This is a genomic window from Paucilactobacillus wasatchensis (genome assembly GCF_000876205.1).
Classification (GTDB): Bacteria; Bacillota; Bacilli; order Lactobacillales; family Lactobacillaceae; genus Paucilactobacillus; species Paucilactobacillus wasatchensis.
This window is the reverse complement of sequence record NZ_AWTT01000077.1, coordinates 1-3,057: the sequence shown is the minus strand read 5'-3', so window position 1 is coordinate 3,057 and position 3,057 is coordinate 1. Positions and strand designations below refer to the sequence as shown.

Here is a 3,057-nt window from a genome sequence, read left to right as displayed (position 1 = left end):
TCCAATATGAATTTCAGGACCATTAATAGAATTTAAATGAAGCTTAGTTAATCGAGTTCCATTTTTCGTAAGAGTTTCGAACCCACAGTTGGGACATCTTTTCCTGCAGTACGTTAGTACTGCACTTATAACCCTGATTTTTTTCCTTTCGTTATTTTTATCAATACTATATTCCTTTACAGATGATGTAGTGATATTTTCATCTGTTATTCCTAGGAGACTTAGTATAGAATTAGTTTGGGGCATGACAATTCCTTCTTTCGATTTGGTTTAGGCGCTTAAATCGTATCATAGGATGTCATGTCCTTTTAAATACAAAAAAATCTGATGTTGGTTATTTCATCAACACCAGAAAGTGTAGACCCCATTTTTTAGGCACTAATAGCACGAATAACCTGATCCGCAATCAATTTAAGGTCTTTATCTTCGTCCGCTTGGATTTTAGGAATAAACCGATTTTGCAAAAAGTAAATTACGATTTGGCCAAATAGCGCTCGAAAGAGGGTAATCAAATCTAGCTCAGGTCGGGCACCGTTTTCCTTTAATTTAGCCAACAATTCTTTGGAAATCATAGGCATCGATTCACCGATTATTTTAAATAGTAGTGTCCGGATAGCCTCACTAGTCAAGAATTGAGATAGCAAAATAGTAAATGCATCACTGTTTTCTTGTAAAAAGTGGTAGCGATTAGTAACCATGAACTGAATTACTTGCGGCAAACTATTAAATTTATTTAATTGGTCCAGAAAATCGTCCCGGTAGAGTGGAAAAAAGTTTTCAATAATTGGCTGCAGAATGGCTAACAATAAAGCTTGTTTCGTTTTAAAATATTTAAAAATGGTGGCTTGACTGACGCCAGCATTGTCTGCAATTTGGGCAGTGGAGGTGCCGTCGTATCCTTGCTGGGCGAATAGATTTAATCCAGATAATAGGACTGCTTTTTTCCCGTTTGGTATTTTTTGTTCAGTTAGCCAAGTACGATAATTGGTAAATATATTTTCATTCATGTAAAACATCCTTTGCTGTAAATTCTCTAATGAAATGATTCTAGACTTTTCGGTATCGGCGTAATCCACGAATGTTCAATATCGTTAAAATAACCAAGAATATCAAGAGTACTCCAATGTCTGGCCAAACATTTAGTAAATTTTTACTGTTCATAATAATTTTGGTAGCTGCATCACCAGAATATTTGATTGGGATAACGTATGAAATATCTTTTACCCAACTGGCCATTGAATCCAGGGGAATAATACCTGAGAAAAATATTTGTGGAATAACAACCAGTGGGATAAATTGGACCATCTGAAATTCAGAATTAGCAAATGTTGATAGTAGAATTCCGAATGCTAATGCGACGAGCGCCAATACCAAATTAATCATGACTACTCCGAAAACATTCCCAACGACTTCAATTCCTAACAACCAGATTGTGACGATTACAATCAAAATAGTTTGGAAAATTGCTAAAATACCATAACTGGCCATATAGCCAAATTCAATTTCGTATCGTTTCACGGGAGTTGCTAGCAACCGATCTAACGTACCGCTTGTTCGTTCCTTCAAGAGTGCCATTCCTGAAATGAGAAAGACAAAGAAAAAGACGAAAAAGCCCATCAAAATTGGCAATATTTTGTTAAAAAAGCCAGTATCAGAGTCACCATATGCATAATGATTCGTTATTTTTGGTGGTGCTTGAGTTGTGGCTTGCGGTGATTGCTGGGCGGTTTGTGCAGTGGCAGGAATGTTAGCCAGAGCTGTGGTAGCTGCCTATAGGTGTGACTTTAAAGTGTTGGTACCATTGGTCGTGAGTGCATTTTTGAATGCCATTTTTGTGGCAGTTGTTTTGCTGGAATCGGTATTCGCATAGGTAATGTTATAGTTATTGCCACTTTTTTTAATTACAGCGTCAATCGTTTCATCCTTGAGTGCTTTTTTGGCCTGTGTCTGTGAGTTGTAGGTCTTGATGTCTACATGTTTACTTTGTCCTAAATCCTTGTTTAACGACTGCGAGACGGAGACAGTGCCAACTGTAATATCAGTGGCTTGATTAGCAGAAAAAATTAGATTCATCAAGATCAAAATGAAAATAGGAGCAATAAACATTAGTGCAAGTGTTCGTTTATCCCGAATGAGTTCTTTTAATACGCGGGTCATAATTGCAAATGTTCTCATGATTTTACCCCCTCAGCTTTTAAAAATACTTCCTCAATTGTATTAACTTGATATTGAGACTCCAGTGCTTGTGGCGTATCAAATGCCATTACTTTGCCATCCAATAATAGTGCCACTTTGCTCGTCAATTCAGCTTCATCCATCACGTGGGTGGTAATTAAAATACTGCGACCCTCTGTTCGGATTTGATTGAGCTCCTTCCAAATTTGACGACGGAGCGCTGGATCTATTCCAACAGTGGGTTCATCTAAAATCAGTAATTCTGGGCTTCCCAATAGGGCAATTGCTAATGAAAGTCGACGCATCATTCCACCTGAATAGCCGCTAACGCGTTTACTCAAATCGGGGGTTAGTGAAACCACTTCAGCAACATGGGCAATTTCTTTATTCGTTTCAGTTTTCGAAAGCCCCTTCATACTGGCATAAAATTGCAAGTTTTCTTTGCCAGACAAAGATTCATAAAGCGCATCCGTTTGAGCCATGTAGCCAATGCGTGATAGCAGTTTCCGATTAGGCATTATTTGTCCAAAGACTGTTGCCTTACCACCATCGGCGACTTCCATGCCAAGGGTAGTTTTAATCACAGTTGATTTACCGGCACCAGATGGGCCAATTAATCCAACAATTTCTCCTTTAGTTACATTTAGATTAATGTCTGCGAGCACAGTTTGCTTACCAAATTTTTTAACTAGGTGATTTAATGAAATAGTTGTTTCTGCCATAATGTAAGCCTCCTTATAGTTGGTGAGTAACCACTCACTTACTTTTCAAAAATCATTATAGATGCACATCTTTTCAAAGTCAATCCCTCGTATGTTAGTATTACCTACATAAGGGTAAGTACTTGTTTTTTCGGACTACGGTGGTATAGTAGTTAGTGGC

The 3,057-nt window shown here is 37.8% G+C and carries 2 protein-coding genes and 2 pseudogenes; all 4 read right to left on the bottom strand.

What is annotated here, in order from left to right:
* Positions 1–246 (bottom strand): annotated as a pseudogene (locus WDC_RS09935) (ISL3 family transposase); the annotation flags it as partial.
* A 125-nt stretch (positions 247–371) separates the two neighbouring features.
* A complete protein-coding gene (locus WDC_RS09000) occupies positions 372–1,007 on the bottom strand; it encodes a TetR/AcrR family transcriptional regulator (RefSeq protein WP_044011529.1) in 636 nt (211 codons plus the stop codon).
* A 40-nt stretch (positions 1,008–1,047) separates the two neighbouring features.
* Positions 1,048–2,175: pseudogene (locus WDC_RS08995) on the bottom strand (ABC transporter permease).
* Positions 2,172–2,897, bottom strand: a complete 726-nt coding sequence (locus tag WDC_RS08990) for an ABC transporter ATP-binding protein (RefSeq protein ID WP_044011528.1) — start codon at positions 2,895–2,897, stop codon at positions 2,172–2,174. The pseudogene WDC_RS08995 and the gene WDC_RS08990 overlap by 4 nt, the downstream one beginning before the upstream one ends.
* Positions 2,898–3,057: the final 160 nt, after the last annotated feature.

Bases quoted from the DNA above. Each gene is read 5' to 3' on its own strand.
- WDC_RS08990 (WP_044011528.1), bottom strand. From the start codon at position 2,897: ATGGCAGAAACAACTATTTCATTAAATCACCTAGTTAAAAAATTTGGT.
- WDC_RS09000 (WP_044011529.1), bottom strand. From the start codon at position 1,007: ATGAATGAAAATATATTTACCAATTATCGTACTTGGCTAACTGAACAA.